This window comes from Duganella sp. 1224 (assembly GCF_013408245.1).
In the GTDB taxonomy this organism is placed as follows: Bacteria; Pseudomonadota; Gammaproteobacteria; order Burkholderiales; family Burkholderiaceae_D; genus Rugamonas.
The window spans coordinates 72658-94195 of the sequence record NZ_JACBYS010000010.1; the positions used below are offsets into that span (position 1 = coordinate 72658).

Annotated in this window: 19 protein-coding genes; 10 read left to right on the top strand and 9 right to left on the bottom strand. The window is 65.9% G+C overall.

Annotation, left to right across the window (positions count from 1 at the left end; genetic code table 11):
* Positions 1–127: 127 nt before the first annotated feature.
* The 7 genes from FHW58_RS26160 to FHW58_RS26190 form a co-directional block, all read right to left on the bottom strand.
* Positions 128–895 (bottom strand): methyltransferase domain-containing protein, encoded by a 768-nt coding sequence (locus FHW58_RS26160; protein ID WP_179676122.1) that lies wholly within the window; start codon positions 893–895, stop codon positions 128–130.
* A 79-nt stretch (positions 896–974) separates the two neighbouring features.
* A complete protein-coding gene (locus tag FHW58_RS26165) occupies positions 975–2408 on the bottom strand; it encodes a PAS domain-containing sensor histidine kinase (protein WP_179676123.1) in 1434 nt (477 codons plus the stop codon).
* Positions 2408–3763, bottom strand: a complete 1356-nt coding sequence (locus FHW58_RS26170; RefSeq protein ID WP_179676124.1) for a sigma-54 dependent transcriptional regulator — start codon at positions 3761–3763, stop codon at positions 2408–2410. Before FHW58_RS26170 ends, FHW58_RS26165 begins: the two co-directional genes overlap by 1 nt.
* 25 nt (positions 3764–3788) lie before the next feature.
* Entirely contained in the window at positions 3789–5024 is a 1236-nt protein-coding gene (locus FHW58_RS26175; RefSeq protein WP_179676125.1) for an ABC transporter permease, read from the bottom strand.
* Positions 5025–5036: 12 nt separating this feature from the next.
* Positions 5037–6350, bottom strand: coding sequence for an ABC transporter permease (locus tag FHW58_RS26180; protein ID WP_179676126.1), 1314 nt, complete (start codon positions 6348–6350; stop codon positions 5037–5039).
* A gap of 9 nt (positions 6351–6359) precedes the next feature.
* Positions 6360–7058 (bottom strand): ABC transporter ATP-binding protein, encoded by a 699-nt coding sequence (locus FHW58_RS26185; protein ID WP_179676127.1) that lies wholly within the window; start codon positions 7056–7058, stop codon positions 6360–6362.
* Between the two features lie 26 nt (positions 7059–7084).
* Positions 7085–8350: an efflux RND transporter periplasmic adaptor subunit gene (locus tag FHW58_RS26190; RefSeq protein ID WP_179676128.1), complete on the bottom strand. Its 1266-nt coding sequence runs from the start codon at positions 8348–8350 to the stop codon at positions 7085–7087.
* Between the two features lie 194 nt (positions 8351–8544).
* Here FHW58_RS26190 and FHW58_RS26195 point away from each other — a divergent pair, with 194 nt between their 5' ends.
* The 6 genes from FHW58_RS26195 (at position 8545) to FHW58_RS26220 (ending at position 15050) form a co-directional block, all read left to right on the top strand.
* Positions 8545–10032, top strand: a complete 1488-nt coding sequence (locus FHW58_RS26195) for a DNA mismatch repair protein MutS (protein WP_179676129.1) — start codon at positions 8545–8547, stop codon at positions 10030–10032.
* Positions 10033–10074: 42 nt separating this feature from the next.
* A complete protein-coding gene (locus tag FHW58_RS26200) occupies positions 10075–10602 on the top strand; it encodes a GbsR/MarR family transcriptional regulator (RefSeq protein WP_179676130.1) in 528 nt (175 codons plus the stop codon).
* 77 nt (positions 10603–10679) lie between these two features.
* Positions 10680–11939, top strand: a complete 1260-nt coding sequence (locus FHW58_RS26205) for an SDR family oxidoreductase (protein WP_179676131.1) — start codon at positions 10680–10682, stop codon at positions 11937–11939.
* On the top strand, positions 11939–12397 hold the full coding sequence (locus FHW58_RS26210) for a DUF2269 domain-containing protein (protein WP_179676132.1): 459 nt from the start codon (positions 11939–11941) through the stop codon (positions 12395–12397). The genes FHW58_RS26205 and FHW58_RS26210 overlap by 1 nt, the downstream gene beginning before the upstream one ends.
* A gap of 13 nt (positions 12398–12410) precedes the next feature.
* The gene (locus FHW58_RS26215) at positions 12411–13370 is read left to right on the top strand and encodes a TIGR01777 family oxidoreductase (RefSeq protein ID WP_179676133.1); all 960 of its coding nucleotides are present in this window, start codon (positions 12411–12413) and stop codon (positions 13368–13370) included.
* A 90-nt stretch (positions 13371–13460) separates the two neighbouring features.
* Positions 13461–15050 carry a methyl-accepting chemotaxis protein gene (locus FHW58_RS26220; protein ID WP_179676134.1) on the top strand — a complete coding sequence of 530 codons (1590 nt, stop codon included), beginning with the start codon at positions 13461–13463 and terminating at the stop codon, positions 15048–15050.
* A gap of 50 nt (positions 15051–15100) precedes the next feature.
* Here the strand turns inward: FHW58_RS26220 and FHW58_RS26225 are convergent, their stop codons facing one another.
* Both FHW58_RS26225 and FHW58_RS26230 read right to left on the bottom strand, forming a co-directional pair.
* Positions 15101–15859, bottom strand: a complete 759-nt coding sequence (locus tag FHW58_RS26225) for a carbon-nitrogen hydrolase family protein (protein WP_179676135.1) — start codon at positions 15857–15859, stop codon at positions 15101–15103.
* Positions 15859–17760, bottom strand: coding sequence for a phosphoethanolamine transferase (locus FHW58_RS26230; RefSeq protein ID WP_179676136.1), 1902 nt, complete (start codon positions 17758–17760; stop codon positions 15859–15861). Before FHW58_RS26230 ends, FHW58_RS26225 begins: the two co-directional genes overlap by 1 nt.
* Before the next feature lie 295 nt (positions 17761–18055).
* Here FHW58_RS26230 and rpsL point away from each other — a divergent pair, with 295 nt between their 5' ends.
* The 4 genes from rpsL to FHW58_RS26250 all read left to right on the top strand — a co-directional run.
* The gene (gene rpsL, locus FHW58_RS26235; protein WP_090192387.1) at positions 18056–18439 is read left to right on the top strand and encodes a 30S ribosomal protein S12; all 384 of its coding nucleotides are present in this window, start codon (positions 18056–18058) and stop codon (positions 18437–18439) included.
* Positions 18440–18544: 105 nt separating this feature from the next.
* The gene (gene rpsG / locus FHW58_RS26240; RefSeq protein WP_179676137.1) at positions 18545–19015 is read left to right on the top strand and encodes a 30S ribosomal protein S7; all 471 of its coding nucleotides are present in this window, start codon (positions 18545–18547) and stop codon (positions 19013–19015) included.
* A gap of 108 nt (positions 19016–19123) precedes the next feature.
* A complete protein-coding gene (gene fusA, locus FHW58_RS26245; RefSeq protein ID WP_179676138.1) occupies positions 19124–21229 on the top strand; it encodes an elongation factor G in 2106 nt (701 codons plus the stop codon).
* Between the two features lie 73 nt (positions 21230–21302).
* The coding region (locus tag FHW58_RS26250) for a GTP-binding protein (protein WP_229265435.1) at positions 21303–21538 on the top strand (236 nt) is incomplete at its 3' end.

A 21538-nucleotide genomic window follows, 5' to 3' on the forward strand; every position in this document is an offset into this window, starting at 1 on the left:
ACTCGCGCAATGTGTCGTAAGCTGGCCGGCGACCCCGGCACGAATTTGCGCGATGATGGTGCAAAAGTGTGGTACGCGCGCATCGGTATGATGCGCTTGCATATCGATAGGCGGAAAACGAGGATGTTTACTGGTGGTCGCGCATCCATTCCTTCAAGCCGTTGACCCAGGATTTGGCCGGCAGGTTGAAACTCTTTTTGATCTCGCCGGCGCGCTCATACAGCACGCTGAAGTCGAGCGACGGCGCCTGCTTGAAGGCGATGACGACGATGTTGGCGTCGTGGACTTCCGGCAGCCACACCACGGCGTCGAACACCAGTTCCATGGTGTGCAGGTTCTTGTCGTAGTTGGTGAAGTCGTCGCCGAAGACGTTGGCGGTCATGATGCCGCCGTCGCGCAGCACGTCGGCGCAGCCCTGGTAGAACTCCTGCGAGTCGAGCACCGGGCCGCGCGCTTCCTCGTCGTACAGGTCGACCTGCAGGATGTCGACGCTGTTGCGGTTGGCCGGATCGAGCACGAAGTCCATGGCGTTCATTTCGCGCACGGTCAGGCGTTCGTCGTTGGGCGGCAGGCCGAATTGCGACTGGCACATGGCGATGACGTTGGGATTGAGTTCGATGGCGGTCACGCGCGCCTGCGGCAGGCGACGGTAGCAGAACTTGGTCAGCGCGGCGCTGCCCAGGCCCAGTTGCACGATGTGGCGCGGCTGGTCGTGGAAGAGCAGCCACATCATCATCATCTGCACGTATTCCAGTTCGATGTTGTCTGGCTTGGCGATGCGCATCGCGCCTTGGACCCAGGAGGTGCCAAGGTGCAGGCTGCGCACGCCCTGGAATTCGGTGATGGTGGCGGGCGGGTGGCCGGGGTGGTCGAAGCGGGGGGAGGGTTTGGTCATGGCGCTAGTTTATCAGCCGCTGTTACCCCCAGGCCAGATGGGGTCTGACCCCGTGCGGGGTCAGACCCCGGTGGGGGGCTTAGCTGGTGAGCGGCAGCAGGATGGTGACGATCAGGCCGCCGCCGTCGCGGTTGGTCAGCGTGATGCGGCCGCCGTGGGCTTCGGCGATTTCGCGCGCCAGGGCCAGCCCCAGCCCCGTGCCGCTGCGCTTCGTGGAGTAGAACGGCACCAGCGCGTTGGTCAGCACCGCTTCGCTCATCCCCGGGCCGCGATCCAGCACGTCGATGCGCACGGCGTCGTGCAGGCGCCGTACTTCCAGGCTGACTTCTTCCGCCGGCGAGCCGGATTCGTGGGCGTTTTTCAGCAGGTTGAGCAGGGCTTGCTCGAGCTGGGCGGGGTCGAACACGGCCGCTTCCGCCGGCGCCTCGCCGATCAGTGTAAACATCACCTGTTCGCGCAACTGGCCAAGAAAGCCTTGCCACTGCTGGCTTTCCAGCCGTGGCGCCGGCAGCTTGGCGAAGCGCGCGTAGCCGAGGATGAAGTTTTCCAGGTGGCGCGTGCGCTCTTCGATCGTGGCCAGAATTTGCGGCAGGCGCTCGGTCTGGCCGCGCCGCACCAGCTCCGCGCCGGAGTGCGCCAGCGACGTCAATGGCGCCAGCGAGTTATTCAGTTCGTGGCTGATGACGCGGATGACTTTTTTCCACGTCTGTACTTCCTGCCGCCGCAGTTCCATCGTCAGCTGGCGCAGCAGCAGCAGTTCGTGCTTGCGGCCATTCAGCTTGAAGCTGCGGCGGGCCAGGTGGTAGACGTCTTCCTCGTCGATGTCGGCGTTGGCGGACTTGGTGGTGAACAGGCCATCGCCGCCGCGCGCCAGCGCTTCCAGCAGCGCCGGCGAGGCGTGCGCCAGGATCTCGTCCAGCTGGTGGCCCTCCAGCCGGCGCCCCTGGTGGAGCAGCTGGCGCGCGGCCAGGTTGGCGTAGGCGATGGGGCCTGCTTCGCAGACCAGCAGCATGGCCACCGGCGTGTTCTGTACCATGGTGTCCAGCAGCAGTTCGCGCTGCACCAGGTCCAGGCGCTGCTTGCGCAGCACGGCGCCGAGGGCGTTGTGGGCGTCCACCAGTTCGCGCAGTTCGTCATCCTGCGCCCAGTGCAGGCTGAAGGAGAAATCGCCGTCCTGGTAGCTGGTGACGGTGCCGGTCAGGGCGCGGAACAGGGACAGCATGCGCTCCAGCTCCGCGCGGATGGTGATGATGGCGATCGGCAGTATGCACAGCAGGCAGATGGCCAGCACCAGGCCGGGATGGTCGGGAAAGATGCGCGTCAGTTCGAGCGCGATCAGCAGGCCGACCGTGAGCAGGGTGCCGATCAGCGCTGTCCAGCGGGTCAGCAGCGAGAGGCGCAGGCCGCTGCGTCGCGGTGGCGGCCCCGCGGCGGGCCTGGCGCCGGGGGCGCGTGGCGCCGGCGGCTCGGGCGTTTCGCCAGTGGCGGCGTCGTGCTCGTCGTCGCGGTCCATCACGGCCGCACGATGCCCAGCCGCTCCATGCGGCGGTACAGCGCCTGGCGCGACAGGCCCAGCTCCGCCGCCGCCTGCGCCACCACGCCGCCAGCGCGGTTCAGGGCCAGATGGATGGCGTCGCGGTCCAGCTCACGGCTGCTTTCCTCGGGGGCGGACGCGCTGGCGCCTGTCGCCGGCGGCAGCCCAAGATCGGCCACCTTGATGACGTCACCGCTGGCCAGCAGGCCGGCGCGCAGCATGACGTTCTTCAGTTCGCGCACATTGCCCGGCCACGGGTGCGCCAGCAGCGCCGCGCGCGCGTCGGCGTGCAGCTGCAGGCGTGGATGGGCGCCGAGGAAGTGCATCGCCAGCGGCAGGATGTCCAGCGGCCGCGCGGCCAGCGGCGGCAGGCGCAGTTCGATCACGTTGAGGCGGTAGAACAGGTCTTCGCGGAAGGTGCCGGCCTTGATCATGGCCGGCAGGTCGGCGTTGGTGGCGCTGATGACGCGCACCTTGACCTGGCGCTCGCGGTTGGAGCCGAGGCGCTCGAAGCGGCCCGTCTCCAGCACCCGCAGCAGCTTCATTTGCCCGGCCAGCGGCAGGTTGCCGATTTCGTCGAGGAACAGCGTGCCGCCGTCGGCCGCCTCGAACTTGCCCTCGCGCGCCTTGGAGGCGCCGGTGTAGGCGCCGGCGTCGGCGCCGAACAGTTCCGCCTCGATCAGTTCGGACGGAATGGCGCCGCAGTTCAGCACCACGAACGGTCCGCCGCGCACCGCGGAATTGGCCTGGATGATTTCGGCGATGCGCTCCTTGCCGGTGCCGTTCGGCCCGGAGATCAGCACCGGCACGTCGGCGCGCGCCACCTGGCAGGCCAGGTGGATCACCCGTTCGGTGGCCGGGTCCTGGAACACCATGCCGCGCAGGTCATGGCCGCTTTCCAGCTCGCGGCGCTGGCGCAGTTCCACCTGCACCCGCTGCTGCAAGGCGCGCTTGGCCTGACCCAGTTCGATCAGGTTGTTGACGGTGGCGATCAGCTTGTTGTCGTCCCACGGCTTGGCCAGGTAGTCGGCGGCGCCGGCCTTGATCAGGTCCACCGCCGCGTCCAGGTGGGTCCAGGCGGTGAGCAGGATCACCGGCAGTTCGGGATGGCGCGCGCGGATGGCGCGGAACAGCGCCGTGCCTTCCGCGCCGGAGGTGGTGTCGGCGCTGAAGTTCATGTCCTGCAGGACCAGGTCGACGCTGTGCTGTTCCAGCAGCGCCAGGCCCTCCTCCGGCGAGGCGGCGCGCAGCGCCTCGATGTCGTGCAGCGAGAACAGCACTTCCAGCGCCACCGAGACGGCGGCGTTATCGTCGATGATCAGTACAGTAGGCATGCCGCAAGCATAACATTCCTGGCCGTCACGCGGTGCGCGTGGCGGTGGCCGGCGAGATGCTGGCCGCGCGCCACGCCGGACCGTAGACGGCGAGGATGCCCAGCGCCCAGAACACGCCGGAGCCGATCAGCAGGTAGCTGGCCGGCAGGCGCGCCATCTCCAGCTTGCTGACGATGAGCTGATTCAGGCCGAGCGCCAGCAGCACGCCGGCGCCCACACCGGCACTGGTGATCAGGATGTTCTCGGTGATGAAGTAGCGCAGGATGTCGACCCGGCGCGCGCCCAGGGCGCGCCGCACGCCGATCTGCTTGCGGCGCTGCGTCACCCACAGGCTGGCCATGCCGACGATGCCGCTGGCGGTGATCAGCAACAGCAGCACGCTGACCGTCACCAGCATCCACGCCAGCGCCATGTCGGCGCGGTAGCGCGCGCTGCGGGTGTCCGTCATCGACTTGGTCTTGACGATGATCGGTTCCGGCGAGGCGTTGCGCAGCGCCGATTCCACGTCCTTGGTCACGCGGTCGAGCTGGCCCGGCTCGGCGCGCACGGTGTAGCCGTAGGCGGCTTCGCCGGTGGCGCGCATCGGGATGATGAACGATTGCTCGCCCTTGGCGGTGATTTGCGCCGCTGGCGTCTGCAGCCGCTCGACCACGCCCACGATGCGCAGCGCGTTGGCGTCGCTGCCGGTCCCGTTCAGCATGTCCTTGCCGACGAAGCTGGTGGCGCCGGGCCACAGCTTTTCGCCCAGCGTGCGGGTGATGATGGCGACCTTGGGGAATTCCTTGCTGGTCAGTTCATCCACTTCGAGCACCTCGTTGGGCAGGAAGTCGCGGCCTTCGATCAGCTGCAGGCCCCAGGTCTTCACCAGCGAGTCGGCGCTGATGTAGGTGGACCCGAGCGCCACCGCTTGCACCTGTTTGCGGTCGGTCGCCAGGCCGGTGGTGTTGCCGGAACGGCTCAGCGGAATTTGGCTGGTCTGCGCCACCGACACCACGCCGGGCACCGAGCGCATGGTCGTGAGTTCGGCGCGCTGGCTGGCCAGGCTGGCCTCGTGCGGCAGCGCCTTCAGGCGGCGGATCTGGACGCTGAACACCGCGCTTTCATCGGCTACGCCGCTGGGGCGCGCCGAGATGGCCTGGCGGTCCTTGACGATGTACAGGGCGTTGGACAGGATGGCCAGGCTCAGGGCCACCTGCACCGCGACCAGGACGGGACCAGTCTTGTTGCGCAGCAGCGCCGACAGGATGGGACGGATTTCCATGATGGGCCTCGCTTATTGGGATTTGAGTTGCAGCGCCGGCGTCACCTGGCAGGCGCGCCAGGTCGGCAGCAGGCCGGCCAGCACGGCCGACAACACCGCCAGCACGAAGGTGGTCAGCAGCATGACCCAGTCCATCTGGGTGACGGTGGCCAGGGCGCGCGACTGCATCGCGATCAGCGCCAGTGCGCCGAACGCCAGCAGCAGGCCAAGCACGCCGCCGACCAGGCCAACCACGGTGGTCTCGATCAGGAACTGGGTGAAGATTTCGCGGCGCGAGGCGCCCAGCGCGCGGCGGATGCCGACTTCGGAAGCGCGCACCGAGAACTTGGCCAGCAGCAGGCCGATGGTGTTGACCAGGCAAAGCAGCAGGAAGCCGAACGACAGCCACACCGCCAGCTTGTTGTCGTTGTCGACCACCTTGTTAAACTCCAGCCACTCCATCACGTCATACAGCTTGTTGGGCGAATGGCGCAGCAGGCGGCCCAGCTTGCGCTGTTCGGCGGTGTAGCTGTCCAGGAAGCTTTGCAGCGCGGCGCGGTCGCCCGGGGTGGCGGTCTCGAACCAGAACTGGATCCACGTGCACTCGGAATCGATGAAGCCCTGGAAGCCCGGCTCGACGTTGCTTTGGCAGCCTACGCTGCCATTGCGGTTGACCTGGTTGCGGATGGCGGTGGCGAAGGGGATGTAGATGTCGTCCTCGTCGCCGAAGAAGCTCTCCGAGCCGATCAGGCGCTGGTAGCGCGGCACCACTTCCCAGGTATCGAGCACGCCGACGATCTGGTAGTCGTTGCCGCCCATGCGGATGCGGCGGCCGGTGGCGTCGTCGTTGCCGAACAGTTTTTCCGACAGCTTGCGGCCGATGACGACCACGTTGTCGCCGCGCTGGTCGGCGTCCGGCGCCCAGCCCTGGCCGTGCAGGAACGGCGCCTCGAACATGTTGAAGTAGGCGCCGCCGGCGGCGGTGCCGCGCACGATGAACACGCCCATGTCCTTGCGCTCCGGCTCCAGCGGCATGCTGATGCCGAACAGCGCGGTGCGGCGCTCGCCGGCCTTGCTGTTCATCAGGTTCATGGCGTCGCGGTAGCTCAGTTGCTCGTCATTGGCCTTGTCGCCGGGCTTGTAGCTGTCCAGCGGGCCGTTGTCGAACTGCGGCACGAACAGGCGTTCGCTCTTGCTCGGAATCGGGTTCCCCGACATCACGTGCAGGATGGTCAGCGTGGCGATGCTGGCGGCCACGCCGATGGCCAGCGTCAGCACCATCAGCGCGGTCAGGGCCGGATTGCGGCGCAGGCTGCGCGCGCCCAGCAGGAAGTAGTATTGGAACATGCCGCCTCCTTACGCCACGTTGCTCAGCGACGGCGACTTGCGCACCAGGTCGGACACCTGGCCGTCGATGATGTGGACGTTGCGCTGGGTGCGCACCGCCAGTTCGGGATCGTGCGTGACCATCAGGATGGTGGTGCCGGCGGCGTTGATCTCTTCCAGCAGTTCCATCACGCCGCGCGCCATTTGCGTATCCAGGTTGCCGGTCGGTTCATCGGCCAGCAGCAGCTTGGGCGAGCCGGCCAGCGCGCGGGCGATGGCCACGCGCTGCTGCTGGCCGCCCGACAGTTCGGCCGGATAGTGCTTCATGCGCGACGCCAGGCCGACCTTGGCCAGCGCGTCCTCGATGCGCTCCTTGCGCTCGGCCGCGTTGAAGCCGCGATAGCGCAGCGGCACGTCGACGTTATCGAACAGCGACAGGTCGGGAATCAGGTTAAAGCCCTGGAAGATGAAGCCCAGCTTCTCGTTGCGCAGGCGCGAGCGGGCATTGTCGTCCATGCCCTTGACGTTGACGCCATCCAGCACGTATTCGCCGTCGGTGAATTCCTCCAGCAGGCCGGCGATGTTGAGGAAGCTGGTCTTGCCGGAGCCGGAAGGACCGGTGACGGTGACGAATTCGCCCTGATGGACTTCGATCTCGAAACCGCGCAGCGCGTGCGTTTCGATCATGTGGGTGCGATACACTTTGCTCAGGTTTTTCATGCGCAGCATAAGGGCCTCTCAAATAGGTGATTGCGTTATTGATTGATCGAGACGCGTTCGGCGTTCTCAAAGGTTTCAGTGCCGGAGATGACGATCTTGTCGCCTTGTTTCAGGCCGCCGAGGATTTCCACGGCGGCGACGCTGGTGGCGCCCAGCTTGATCGGGGTGCGGATGGCCAGGCCGTCGCGCACCACGTAGGCATAGCGGCCGCCTTCCGATTCGACGAACGGGCCGCGCTGCACCATCAGCACGTCGTGCTTCTCGTCGATCAGCAGGCGCGCGGTGATGCGCTGGTTCTGGCGCAGGCCGGACGGCTGTTCGTTGAAGCGCACGCGCGCCAGCACCTGGTTCTTCACCACCTCCGGCGGCAGCGCCGACAGCTTGCCGGTGGTGGTGCCGGTGCCGTAGTTGATTTCGGCGTTCATGCCGATGCCCAGGTCGGACACATAGGTTTCCGGCACCTCCAGCTCCACCTCCAGGCGCGACAGATCGACCAGCGTCATCAGCGGCGTGTTGGCCGGCACCACGCTGCGGTTGGTCACCGACAGCGTGCCGATGAAGCCATCCACCGGCGCCCGCACCGTCAGCTCGTCGACGCGGCGCTGGGCGTTGGCCAGCGTGCTGCGTTGCTGCTCCAGTTGCTTGAGCTTGGACTCCAGCTCCAGCGCCACGTTGTCGCTCTCCAGCGTCGAGGCCTGCTCGGCGTGCTTGGCGCGGATGGCGGCGGAGTTCAGCGCGTCCTTGGCCTTCTGGTATTCGATCTTGGCGATGATGCCGTCGTTGACCACGGCGTCGTAGCGCTCCAGCGTGCGCTGCGCGGACAGGCGGTCGATTTCGGCGGTGTCGGCGTCGCGCTGCGCCAGCAGCTTCTGCTTGCGCGCCAGGATGCGCTGGCGCGCCACGTCGGCCTCGATCTGCGCGTAGGCGGCTTGCTCCTTTTTCAGCGCGTCGGACAGGTCGGGCGATTCCAGCACCGCCAGCACGTCGCCTTTCTTGACGGTGTCGCCGGCGTGGACTTGCAGCGTGACGGTGGCCAGCGACGGCGCGTACAGCGTCGGGCTGACGGCGGCCACGATGCGGCCATTGACGGCGGCGTCGCGGATCAGCGTGCCGCGTCCCACCTCGGCGATGCGCAGGCGCGCGATGTTGACCGAGTGGTCGCTGCCGCGCCAGTTGTGGAACAGGTACCAGCCCACGGCCAGCAGCGCCACAACGCCGCCGGCGATGATCAGGCGACGCTTGTTGGCCTGGCCCTTGGGCGGGGCGATCACGGCGTCCTGGTTGGAGGTGTCACGTATCATGATGGTCGGGTAATGAAGGAATGGGCGACGTTATGCAGAAAGCGTGCCAGCAACTAAGTAATTGATTTGATGGGGAATATGCGCTGGTGTCCGCTGTCCGCGAGCGTCCGGCTTTGTCCGTGCCGTCCGCCCTGACTTGAAAAACTGTCAAGCACGCCCATCTGGCGCCGTGTTGCCACTTTTTAATCCTTTCCATGACCGACTACCCGTTTGTGCCGAGCGACGTTGACCTGTACCGCCGCACCCTGTCCGACGCGGACACCCTGCTGGACGCGCCCACCTGGGACGACCTGCTGCTGCCTGCCTACAGCGCGGCGCTGGCGCGCGGCACCAGCATCTTCGGCCAGCAGGAGCTGCACCGCCGGCTGCATGTGGACGCCGAGCCGTCCACCGTCCGCGTCCGCGCGCTGGTGGCGGACGAGGGGCTGCGCCAGCGCCTGGGCGCCGCCAGCGCCGGCCTGCGCGAGGCCGACCGTGAAATCAGCGCGACCTTGTTTGGCGCGCCGCTGCCCGCCGCGCCGCGCTGGGTGCCGGCGCTGGGCTGGCTGCCGGTGGCGTTTCTGCTGTCGGCCGCGCTGGCGCTGGGCATGAGCTGGTTGTGGATGTGGGTGGTGACGCTGGCGCTGTTCCTCACGCTGTGCGCGATCCAGGCGCGCTACCACGACGCGATCCAGGAGTGGGAACGCATCCTCCATGCCACGCAGCAGATGCTGCGCGCGCACGGCCAGCTGGCGCAGGTGGACCATGGCGCCACCGCGCCGCTGCGCGACGACGGCGCCGAGGCGGCAAAGCTGAACTGGCGCCTGAGCCGTTCGCTGCTGGCCGAGCTGCCAGGCGCGCGCGATTACGCGGACTGGATGTTCCTGCAAAATGTGCGGCACTACTTCCGCAGCCGCGACGTGGTGCGCGAGAACGTCGGCTTCCTGCGCTCGAGCTTTGAACGGGTGGCGGCGCTGGAGGCGGATCTGGCGCTGGCGCGTCACCTGGCGCAGACGCCGTCGTTCTGCTGGGCCGAGCGCGGCGACGCGGTGGCGCTGGACGCGGTGGTGCATCCGCTGCTGGCCGACGCCGCGCCGCTGACCTTCAGCATGGCGGAGCAGGGCGTGTTCATCTCCGGCCAGAACGGCGTCGGCAAGAGCACCCTGCTGCGCACCATCGGCCTGAACCTGATCACCGCGCGCGCCTTCGGCTTCTGCTACGCCGGGCGCGCGGTCACGCCGCTGCGGCCGGTGTACACCAGCATGCAGAACGAGGACGCGCTGGACAGCGGCGAGAGCTTCTACATGGCCGAACTGCGGCGCGGGCAGAAGCTACTGGCGCTGGCGGCGCGCGCGCCGGCCATCTTCCTCATCGACGAAATCTTCCGCGGCACGAACTACCTGGAGTCGGTATCGGCGGCCGGCGCGGTGCTGCACACGCTGGCGCAGCGCGGGCGGGTGGTGGTGGCCTCGCACCACCTGGTGCTGGCGTCGCTGCTGTCGGACTGCCTGCAGCCGTGGTGCGTGCGCCGCGAAGGCGGCCGCTGGCAACTGCAACCCGGCCTGCTGCGAGACAGCAACGGCATCGCCCTGCTGACCGCGCGCGGCTTCGACAGCGCGATCACCACCAAGGCCAACCGCATCCACGCCTGGCTCAGCGACTACATGGCGCATCCGAAAGAAAAGTCGTTGACTTTGCTGTAATGGCATCCTAATATTTCTGTATTGACAGAAATTTGAGAAATCATGGAGCTGACGCCGACCATACAAAAGTACATCCTGCACTGGGGCGAGATGGGCACGCGCTGGGGCGTGAACCGCACCGTGGCGCAGATCCACGCGCTGCTGTTCCTGGCCAACCAGCCGCTCAACGCCGAGCAGATCGCCGAGACGCTGAATGTGGCGCGCTCCAACGTCAGCAACAGCCTGAAGGAGCTGCAGAGCTGGGGGCTGGTGCGCATCACCCACATGGCCGGCGACCGCCGCGATCACTTCGCGGCCTTGCAGGACGTATGGGAGATCTTCCGCGTCATCGTTGAGGAACGCAAGAAGCGCGAGATCGATCCCACGCTGACGGTGCTGCGCGCCTGCGCCTTGGAGGCGGAAAGCGATCCGCTGCTGGAGCAGGCCACCAAGGCGAAGATGGAGCAGGTGCTGGACTTCCTCGAGATGCTGACCGCGACCTATGACGATTACAAGCACCTGCCGCCGGCGACCATGCAGCGCTTCCTGAAAATGGGCGGCAAGGTGGCGCGCCTGTTAGGCGGCGATTGAGGCAGCGATTGAGGCAGCGATTAAAAATTTTTGACCTCACGTTTCTGTTTTTACAGAAATAAAAGATGGGAGGCGGTATGAAGGTCCTCGTCGTTGGCGCTTCCGGCCTGATCGGCAGCCACGTCATGCAGGCGCTGTGCGACGCCGGTTGCCAGGTCACCGGCATGAGCCGGCGCCGTCCGCAGGGCGCGCGCGACTGGCTGGCGGCGGACGTCGCCAGCCTGACGGATGCGCGTGACTGGCTGCCGCTGCTGCGCCAGGCCGACGCGGTGGTCAACTGCGTGGGCATCATCCGTGAACGCCGCGCCGGCGACTTCGACCGCCTGCACCGCGCCGCGCCGGCTGCCTTGTTCGCTGCCTGCGAGCAGCTGGGCGTGCGGCGGGTGGTGCAGGTGTCGGCGCTGGGCAGCGACGCCGCCGCGTCCACCGGCTACTGGCGCAGCAAGGGCGCGGCGGATGCCGATTTGTTGGCGCGTGCGGTGCAGGCCTGCGTGGTGCGGCCATCGCTGGTGTACGGCGACGACGGCGCCAGCAGCATCATGTTCCGCGCGCTGGCCACGCTGCCGGTGCTGGCGCTGCCGATGGCGCGTCGCGCGCGCGTGCAGCCGATCCACGTGCGCGATCTGGCGGCGCTGATCGCCACGCTGGTGACGGCGGAGCAGGCGCCGCCACGCGAGCTGGCCGCCGTCGGTCCGCGTCCGTTGACGCTGGCCGCGTACCTGGACGAGCTGCGGCGCGGCATGCGGGCCGCGCCGGCGCTGGTGCTGGAACTGCCCGCGCCGCTGGCGCGCATCGCGGCCCGCGTGGCGGCATGGTGGCCGGCCAGCGCGCTGACACCCGAGTCGCTGCGCATGCTGGAGCGCAGCGCGGACGGCGGCAACACCGCCGATCCCGGCGCTGCCGCCGCCCTGCTCGGGCATCCGCCGCAAGATCCGGCGCGGTTCGCGCAGCCGGCGCAGCGCATCGCCGCCGTGTGGCACTGGGCCGCGCCGATGATCACGCTGGCGATGGCAGCCTTGTGGCTATGGACCGCCGCCGTCTCCTGGTTTGGCTGGCCGCATGCGCAGAGCCACGCGTGGCTGGCCGCCTGCGGCGTGCCGGCGCCAGCGCGCGAAGTCACGCTGCTGGCGGCCAGCCTCGCCGACGCGCTGATCGGCGCGTTGCTCCTGCTGCGTCCACGGCGCTGGCTGTGGGCCGCGCAACTGGCGCTGGTCGGCGGCTACACGCTGGCGATGAGCGCCTGCCTGCCCGGCTTCTGGCTCCATCCCTTTGGGCCGCTGAGTAAAAACCTGCCGTTGCTGGCGCTGATGTTGTGGATGTGGAGAGGAAGCAGATAATGGATTACCTGGCGATCAAATGGCTGCACATCCTGTCGGCCACGGCGATGTTTGGCACCGGCTTCGGCACCGCCTTCTACATGTTCTTCACCAACCGCACGCGCAACGTCGCGGCGATCGCCGTGGTGACGCGGCTGGTGGCGCGGGCGGACTGGTGGTTCACCACGCCGTCCGTTATCATCCAGCCGCTGTCCGGGCTGTGGATGGTGCATCTGGCCGGCTTCCCGCTCGGCTCCGCGTGGATCGTCTGGTCGATCGCGCTGTATTTGCTGGCCGGCGCCTGCTGGCTGCCGGTGGTGTGGCTGCAACTGCGCATGCGCGACATGGCGCAGCAGGCCGCGCGCGACGCCACGCCGCTGCCCGAGCGTTACTGGCGCTACGAAAAAATCTGGACCGCGCTGGGTGTGCCCGCGTTTGCGGCCCTGCTGGTGGTGTATTGGCTGATGGTGCATAAATGATGGGGCATAAACCATGATCACACATTCCGATTCCGGCGTGTTCACGCAACTCCCCGGCGCTGCCGCCGATGGCGCGCGCGCTTTCCTGATCACCGGCGCCACCGGCTTTGTTGGCCAGCACCTGGTGCGCACCTTGCTGCGCGATGGCCATCGCGTCACCGTGCTGACGCGGCAGCCGGCGCGCGCGGCGGCCCTGTTCGACGGCCGCGTCGACTGCGTAACCGACATGGCGCAGCTGCCGCCGTCGCGGCGGTTCGACGTGGTGGTCAACCTGGCCGGCGCGCGCATCCTCGGCTGGCGCTGGACGGCGGCGCGGCGCGCGGTGCTGCGCCACAGCCGCATCGGCCTGACCAACAAGGTAGTGGCGTGGATCGCCGCGGCCGAGCACAAGCCGGCGCTGCTGCTGTCGGCGTCGGCCATCGGTTACTACGGCGTGCAGCCGCGCGGCGACGCCACTGAGCTGACCGAGCGCGATGGCCCGCAGCCGGTCTTCATGTCCGACCTGTGCCGCGAATGGGAGGAGGCCGCGCGCGCGGCGGAAGCCCACGGCGTCAAGGTGGCCTGCATGCGCTTCGGCCTGGTGCTGGGCAGGCAGGGCGCGCTGCCGATGATGCTGTTGCCGGTCCGGCTGGGACTCGGCGGGCCGCTGGCCGGCGGCACGCAGTGGCTGTCCTGGATCCACATCGACGATCTGGTCGCCGCCATCGCCCACCTGTGCCGCAGCGGCGGCAGCGGCAGCTACAACTTCACCGCGCCGGAGTGCGTGCCGCAGGCGCAGTTCAGCCGGGTGGCGGCGTCGTTGCTGCATCGTCCCTTTGGTTTGCCGATGCCCGGCTGGCCGATGCGCCTGGCCCTCGGCGAACAGGCGGACCTGCTGCTGGAGGGGCAGCGCGTGGCGCCCGCGCGCCTGCTCGACAACGGCTTCGTCTTCACATATCCGGCGCTGCGCGAAGCGCTGCGCAGCCTGTTGTAGCCCTGCCTTGCGATAGTTGATTTTTAGCTTAGAGAACTTCAAAATTTGGTATAGTGTTTCCCTTTAGAAATGTCAAATTGTGGAGGCGGAATGAACAAGGTAACAGTGCGCGCCAGCTTGCTCGGTGTATTGGTTTTATTTACGGCAATGCTGCTGGCGGGGGCCGCGCTGGGTATCGTTGCGCTTCAGCAGTCGAACCGCTCGATCGCGGAAGTGCACACCATTTCCAGCCAGATCATCACCATCAATGACGCCTACAAGGACACCACCCGCACCCGCTCGGCGCTGACGCGCGGCTATGCGGCGCTGAAGGAGGGCGACGACAAGGCGACGCGCGACGCGGCGCTGGCCAGCGCCAAAAAATCCTACCAGCGCACGCTCGACTTCCTGGACAAGTTTGAGAAAGCGCCGGCCTTCGCCGCCCAGGACGCGCAGTTGAAGAAGGAGCTGGTGGAGTCGGGCCGCAAGTTGTCGGCCGTGCTGGATCGCGCCTCCGAGGCGCTGGCCAGGGATGACACGGCCGCCTACTCGGCCATCAACGCCAAGGAGCTGACGCCGGTGGGCGCGGCCTTCTCGGCGGCGCTGGAAAAATTCCAGAAGCTCGGCGATGACGAGATCGGCGCGCTGACCGACAAGCGCGCCAGCGAATACGGCATGGTCATGTGGCTGGTGGCGCTGGGCCTGCTGATCGCGCTGGCCGTCGTGTTCGGCACGCATCTGATGCTGCGCTCGACGGTGCTGCTGCCGCTCGAAGGCGCGGTCGAGCAGCTGGACCGCGTGGCCGGCGGCGACCTGACCGTCCGCATCGACGCCAGCGGCGACAACGAGATCCAGCGCCTGTTGAAGGCGATCCAGCGCATGCAGGGCGACCTGCTGTCGACCGTGTCGCGCGTGCGCCAGGGGGCGGACATCATCAACACCGGCGCGCAGGAACTGGCGGCCGGTAATATGGAACTGTCGTCGCGCACCGAGACGCAGGCCAGCTCGCTGGAGGAAACCGCCGCCTCGATCGAGGAGCTGACCAGCACCGTCAAGCAGAACTCGGAAAACGCGCAGCATGCGCGCTCGCTGGTGGAGGGCGCCTCCAACACGGCGGCGCAGGGCGGCGAGGTGATGGCGCAGGTGGTCAGCACCATGAACGACATCAACGATGCGTCGCGCAAGATTGTCGACATCACCGGCGTGATCGACGGCATCGCCTTCCAGACCAACATCCTGGCGCTGAACGCGGCGGTGGAGGCGGCCCGCGCGGGCGAGCAGGGGCGCGGCTTCGCGGTGGTGGCGACCGAGGTGCGCAACCTGGCGCAGCGCTCGGCGGCGGCGGCCAAGGAGATCAAGGTGCTGATCGATGACTCGGTGCAGAAGATCCAGCTGGGCACCAACCTGGTCGAGCAGGCCGGCACCACGATGACCACGCTGGTGGGCAATGTGCATCAGGTGACGCAGATTGTCGGCGAGATCGCCGTCGCCAGCCGCGAGCAGAGCGAGGGCATCGACCAGGTCAACCAGGCGGTGGCGCAGATGGACCAGGTGACGCAGCAGAATGCCGCGCTGGTGGAGGAGGCCGCCGCCGCCACGGCGTCGCTGCAGGAGCAGGCGGGCGAGTTGCAGCGGACGGTCGGCATCTTCAAGATCGATGACGGGGGCGTGCCCGGTACCCGCCTGGCGCTGCGCCGCTAACCCCGCACGGCCTGGTGGGGGCGGACCCGCCGGGTCCGATCCCTAAGTGGTCACGCTGGCACTGCCACGACAGGATGCGGGGCAGGTGTCAGCATCCCTCCTTGTTGTTCCGCGATGACCAGATACTCGCCGGGCCCCGGCGCCTGCGCCAGCAGCGCGCCGCCGGCGGCCCAGATGGCGCTTTTGCCGGCCGGGACGTAGCCGCCGGACGGGGCGGCGTGGTTGGCCATCAGCACGCCCATCCGGTGTTGCCGCGCGTAGCCTTGCAGCAGGGTGGCGTCGGTGTCGTAGCCGCTGGCGGAAATCAGCACGCCGGCGACGTACAGCGTGGCGCCCGCGTCAGCGGCGGCGCGCGCGTGCGCGGCATGCGTGCTGTCGGCGCAGATGGCTTCCACGTAGCGCTGGCTGTGCAGCGGCTGCGCGTGGGCGCCCACCGGGCCGGGCTGGGCATGGACTTCTTCGCCGCCGTGCAGGTACTGCTTGCGGTAGATGGTGGCGCCGCCGTCCGGCCGGAAGGTGAGGCTGGCGATGCACGGCAGGGCGGCGCCGTCGTCCCGCAACGGCGCGCCGACGATGATGGTCATGCCGGCATCGGTCGCCGCCACGCGCAGCGGCGCCAGCCGGGCGTCGTCCGGCGTCAGCGCGCAGGCGCGCAGCAGCGGCAGTTCATAACCGCACAGCGACAGTTCCGGAAACACCAGCAGCCGCACCTGCCGCGCGCCGGCGGCGGCGATGAAGCGCAGGTGGGTCTGCAGGTTGGCGGCGAGGTCGCCGGCCACCGATGGCGACTGGGCTGCTGCGATGCGCATTATTTGTCCTGTTTGAGGGGCTTGCCCTTGTCGACCACTTCGCGGCAGTCGCCCTTGAAGTCGGCGTTGTCGTAGTTGGACCAGCCGTAGCTGTCCACGTAGCGCTTGTGCTGCTTGAACTGCTGGTTGAGGAAGCTCCACTCCAGCTTTTGGTCGTCGTACTGGATGTCGCCCAGATCCAGCAGCGTGTGGAACATGTTCTCGGTGGCCAGCCGCGCCTTGCGGTGCTTGCGCAGCTGCGCCACCTTGCCCGGATAGCGTTCCCGGTATTCGTCCGAGTACCAGACCATCGCCGGCACGTGGAATTCGTACTGCGTGTTGTGACCGTGGAAGGCCAGCTTGCAGCTGCCGTCGTACAGCGTCTGGCCGTGGTCGGCCACGTAGACCATCGAGGTCAGTTGCCGGGTATCCTTCAGCTGGCCGATCACCTGCGACAGGAACCAGTCGGTGTAGAGGATGGAGTTGTCGTAGCTGTTGTTCAGCTGCGGCTTGATCTTGAGGTCGGTGTACACCGGCTTGTCGACGCCGAACAGCGACGGCTGCCACTTGTCGAAGTCCCGCGGATAGCGCTGGCTGTAGTTCCAGTGGTTGCCCAGCGTGTGCAGCACGATCAGCTTTTTTGGCGCCGGGTCGGCGATCGCGTGCCGCAGCGGCTCCAGCAAAATCTGGTCGAAATTGGAGTTGTTGGTGAAGCCGCCCAGGTTCATGAACTGGATCACGTCGGCCTCCTTGGCGAACACCGACACCGGCGTGTCGAACTGGCCGAACGAGATCTGGTTGGACAGCCAGAAGGTCTTGAAGCCGGCTTCTTTGTACGCGGTGAGGAAGGATTTTTCCGAGAAGCCGTCCTTCAGGCTTTGCGTGGCCGGCTTGCGCGAGATGATCACCGGCACCGACAGGCGCGTGGCCGACACCGAGGTGATGACGTCCGGCAGCGTCACCAGGTTGGGTTCCTTGCCCAGCAGCGGCGTGGTGTCGCGGCTGTAGCCGTTGATGCCCCAGCGGTCGTAGCGCGACGATTCGCCGATCACCATGATGACGATCTCCGGCGTGTCGTTCTTTTCCGGCTGGTGCGCGTGGAAGCTGAAGTTGCGGCTGCGCTGGCCGAGGTCGGCCAGGTACTCGCGCTCTTTATAGAAGTCGATGCCGCGCGCGGTCAGGCCGAACGGCCACGACGAGGCGAAGTCGCTGAACGCCAGCGGCGAGCGCAGGCGCCACGGCAGCGGCGCCAGTTTCCAGCCCAGCCGCTGCTCGCCGGCGATGGCGGCATGTTCCGGGTCGCTGGCCTCGTCGGCGTCCTGCTCCGGCGCTTCCGCGCTGGCGGCGGAGGTGGCCGGGGTGGCCGGGGCGGCTGCGGACGCCGACGCCGGCCGGCTGGCGCCGGCATGCGGCGCCGGTCCGGCGCGCACGCCGAACTCGCGGCCGTACAGGGCGAGGGCGGCCAGCGCCAGGAGCAGGCACAGCACCGCCTTGCGGCTGCGGCCGCGCCAGGTCAGCGCCGGGCTGCGCTGCGCCGCCAGTTGCACCGCGATCCACCAGGCGACCACGCCGATCAGCACCGCCGCCATCAGCCACACTTTGCGGCCGAGGAATTCCATCGCCTCCTTGGGACTGGTCTCGGCGATGATGCCGAGGTGGTGGGTGGAAATGCCCTGGCCGTAATAAATGAACAAGTAAATCTCGGTCGGCAGCGCCAGGAAGGCCGGGATCAGCAGCCAGTGGAACCACGCCGGCCGGCCGACCACGCCCCACACCGCCAGCCAGGCCAGCAACGCCACCGCCAGCACGTGGCCCAGTTCCGGCACCTGTCGGCCCAGCAGCAGGGGCACGCAGGGCACCAGCGTCAGCAGCAGGTAACTGGTCAGCACAAACAGGGGGGCGGGGCGCAACAGGGATCGCATCAGGGGCTAGCGGGAATGAAATTATTTGCTATTATCAAGTGTTTGCCGACCTTTCTGCTAGTGTCTGCTTGCCGCTTGCAAGCCGTCCGGCGCCGCGAAATTGTTTGACTGGGCCACCGTTCACGTCTATACTCGCGAGTTCTCAATTTATTCTGCACATCGTATACGCTGAATCAGGCTGCTCCATGAGAGTGGCTGTTTGCGCCTCCGCTGAGCCTATGAATCGGGAGAAGGTTTTTTGTCCCCGGCAGTATGACCGGGTTGTTAACGTTGTAATTTTGTTGGATTAAGAACGATGCCAACCATCAATCAACTGATTCGCAATCCACGCACCAAGCTGGTCGTGAAGAGCAAATCGCCGGCGCTGGAAAACAGCCCGCAAAAGCGCGGTGTTTGCACCCGTGTGTACACCACCACTCCTAAGAAGCCAAACTCGGCACTGCGTAAAGTCGCCAAAGTGCGTCTGACCAACGGTTTCGAAGTGATTTCGTACATCGGCGGTGAAGGCCACAACCTGCAGGAACACAGCGTGGTTCTGCTGCGCGGCGGTCGTGTAAAAGACTTGCCAGGTGTGCGTTACCACATGGTCCGCGGTGCACTGGATACCCAGGGCGTGAAAGACCGTAAGCAGGCGCGCTCGAAGTACGGTGCCAAGCGCGCCAAGCAAGCCAAGAAGTAATTGACATTAATTGAGTTGAGCCGGTCGCGAGACCGAGTAAGTGGCTGGCTATGATGGCCGCCGCGAGTGACCGCAAGGCACTCAACTGAAGATAAAGGAATTAACATGCCACGTCGTCGTGAAGTACCCAAGCGCGAGATCCTGCCGGATCCAAAATTCGGCAACACTGATGTCGCCAAGTTCGTCAACGTTCTGATGCTGTCCGGTAAAAAATCGGTCGCCGAGAACATCATCTACGGTGCTTTCGAGCACATCGCCGAGAAATCGGGCAAAGACCCGCTGGAAGTGTTCGCCACCGCGCTGAACAACGCCAAGCCGCTGGTTGAAGTGAAATCCCGTCGCGTTGGTGGTGCCAACTACCAGGTGCCGGTTGAAGTCCGCCCAGTGCGCCGCATGGCGCTGTCGATGCGTTGGCTGCGTGAAGCCGCCAACAAGCGCAGCGAAAAATCGATGCCACAACGTCTGGCCGGCGAACTGCTGGAAGCGGCCGAAGGCCGTGGCGGCGCGATGAAGCGTCGTGACGAAGTGCACCGTATGGCTGAAGCGAACAAGGCGTTCTCGCACTTCCGCTTCTAATAAAATCGGCCAGCTGCGGCTGGCTGTTATCCGTTGTTCGAGGCCGGGCTCATTTTTGGTACCAAAAATGGCGCTCGGTTTTGTCCATTAAACGATTTAGGATTAATTATGGCCCGCAAGACCCCCATCGAGCGCTACCGCAATATCGGTATCTCCGCTCACATCGATGCAGGTAAGACCACCACTACCGAGCGCGTTCTGTTCTACACGGGCGTGAACCACAAGATCGGTGAAGTTCACGATGGCGCCGCCACCATGGACTGGATGGAGCAGGAACAAGAGCGTGGTATCACCATCACCTCGGCTGCGACCACCTGCTTCTGGAAAGGCATGGCAAACAACTTCCCAGAGCACCACATCAACATCATCGACACCCCGGGCCACGTCGACTTCACCATTGAAGTTGAGCGCTCGATGCGCGTGCTGGACGGTGCTTGCATGGTTTACTGCGCCGTGGGCGGTGTTCAGCCACAGTCGGAAACCGTGTGGCGTCAGGCCAACAAGTACAAAGTGCCACGCCTGGCCTTCGTCAACAAGATGGACCGTACCGGCGCCAACTTCTTCAAGGTGTACGAGCAGATGCGCGCGCGCCTGAAGGCCAACCCGGTGCTGATCCAGATCCCGATCGGCGCCGAAGACAACTTCAAGGGCGTGATCGACCTGGTCAAGATGAAAGCCATCATCTGGGACGACGCCTCGCAAGGCATGAAGTTCGACTACGTCGACATCCCGGCCGAGCTGGCCGATTCGGCCGCCGAGTGGCGCGAGAAGATGGTTGAAGCCGCTGCTGAAGCGAACGAAGACCTGATGAACAAGTACCTGGAAGAAGGCGACCTGTCGGAAGCCGAGATCAAGAAAGCGCTGCGCGATCGCACCATCGCTTCGGAAATCGTGCCAATGATGTGCGGCACCGCCTTCAAGAACAAGGGCGTGCAGGCCATGCTGGACGCGGTCATCGAATACCTGCCGTCGCCAGTGGACATCGCTGCCGTGGCCGGTACCGACGAAGACGAACAGCCAGCCACCCGTAAAGCCGCTGACGACGAGAAGTTCTCGGCGCTGGCCTTCAAGATCATGACCGACCCGTTCGTGGGCCAGCTGGCCTTCTTCCGCGTGTACTCGGGCGTGATCAACGCCGGCGATACCGTGTACAACTCGGTCAAGGGTCGTAAAGAGCGTCTGGGCCGTATTCTGCAGATGCACGCCAACCAGCGTGAAGAGATCAAGGAAGTGCGCGCCGGCGACATCGCCGCTGCCGTGGGCCTGAAAGACGTGACCACCGGCGAAACCCTGTGCGATCCAGCCTCGATCATCACCCTGGAAAAGATGGTGTTCCCGGAGCCGGTGATTCAGCAGGCGGTGGAACCGAAGACCAAGGCCGACCAGGAAAAAATGGGCCTGGCGCTGAACCGCCTGGCACAGGAAGACCCGTCGTTCCGCGTCAAGACCGACGAAGAGTCGGGCCAGACCATCATCGGTGGTATGGGCGAGCTGCACCTGGAAATTATCGTCGACCGTATGAAGCGCGAATTCGGCGTGGAAGCCACCGTGGGCAAACCACAGGTGGCCTACCGTGAAACCGTGCGCAAGACCGTCGAAGGCGCCGAAGGCAAGTTCGTCAAGCAGTCGGGCGGCCGCGGTCAGTACGGCCACGCTGTCGTGACCCTGGAACCTCAGGAACAAGGCAAGGGCTTCGAGTTCGTCGACGCCATCAAGGGCGGTGTGATTCCTCGCGAATTCATCCCAGCGGTGGAAAAAGGCGTGCGCGAAACCCTGAACACCGGTGTTCTGGCCGGCTACCCGGTGGTGGACGTCAAGGTGACCCTGACCTTCGGTTCGTACCACGATGTGGACTCGAACGAAAATGCGTTCCGCATGGCCGGTTCGATGGCATTCAAGGAAGCGTGCAAACGCGCCAACCCAGTCATCCTGGAACCAATGATGGCGGTGGAAGTGGAAACGCCGGAAGACTACGCCGGTACCGTGATGGGCGACCTGTCGTCCCGTCGTGGTATGGTGCAGGGCATGGACGAAATCCCGGGCGGCGGCGGCAAGATCATCAAAGCCGAAGTGCCGCTGTCGGAAATGTTTGGTTACTCGACCACCCTGCGTTCCGCAACGCAAGGCCGCGCGACCTACACGATGGAATTCAAGCACTACGCTGAAGCGCCTAAGCACGTTATCGACGCTATCGTTACCGCGAAAGCCAAGTAATCTGGTATTTTTGCGGCCGGGTTGGATCACCTGGCCGCATATTTAAAACATTGTTTTCTAAGGAAGAAGCAAAATGGCAAAAGAAAAGTTCGAGCGGACTAAACCGCACGTCAACGTAGGCACCATCGGTCACGTCGACCACGGCAAAACCACCCTGACCGCTGCGATCGCAACCGTGCTGTCGAAGAAATTCGGCGGCGAAGCGAAAGCATACGACCAGATCGACGCTGCGCCAGAAGAAAAAGCACGCGGCATCACCATCAACACCGCCCACGTCGAGTACGAAACCGCCGGCCGTCACTACGCTCA